The sequence below is a fragment of the Aminobacter sp. P4_D5 genome, assembly GCF_056401815.1.
Genome location: NZ_JBFUIP010001503.1, coordinates 1 through 500 on the forward strand (window position 1 = coordinate 1; position 500 = coordinate 500).

Annotated in this window: 1 protein-coding gene; it reads right to left on the bottom strand. The window is 68.0% G+C overall.

The features are described 5' to 3' along the window. On the bottom strand, positions 1-500 hold a 500-nt coding region (locus AC1DWF_RS39195; protein ID WP_476843767.1), incomplete at both ends, for a pyridoxal-phosphate-dependent aminotransferase family protein.

The following is a 500-nucleotide window of genomic DNA, read 5'->3' on the forward strand; positions in this document are numbered from 1 at the left end:
GTGCGGGATGCCGGCCGCGCGCAGCCCCATCTCCACGCCGGAAAGCGTGCCGACCATATGCAACTCGCCGACATCGCCGAGATGGCCGATCCGGAACACCTTGTCGTTCAGCTGCCCGAGCCCGTTGCCCAGCGACATGTTGAACTTTTCCAGGATCGTCGCCCGCAGCCCATTGGCGCTGTGGCCCTCCGGCACGCGCACCGCCGTCAGCACGGGGGAATAGTGGCCCGGCTCCTGGCACTGGATCTCCAGGCCCCAGGCGTGGACGGCGCGGCGGGTCGCCTCGCCCATGCGGTCGTGGCGGGCGAAGACGTTGTCCAGCCCCTCCTCGAAGAGCATGTCGAGCGCGGTATCCAGCGCGTAGAGCATGTTGGTCGCGGGGGTGTAGGGGAAGAAGCCGGTCGCGTTGGAGGCGATCATCGGCTTCCAGTCCCAGAAGCTGCGGGTGAGCTTGGCCGTCTCGCTGGCCTTCAGCGCCTTGGCGCTGACCGCGTTGAAGG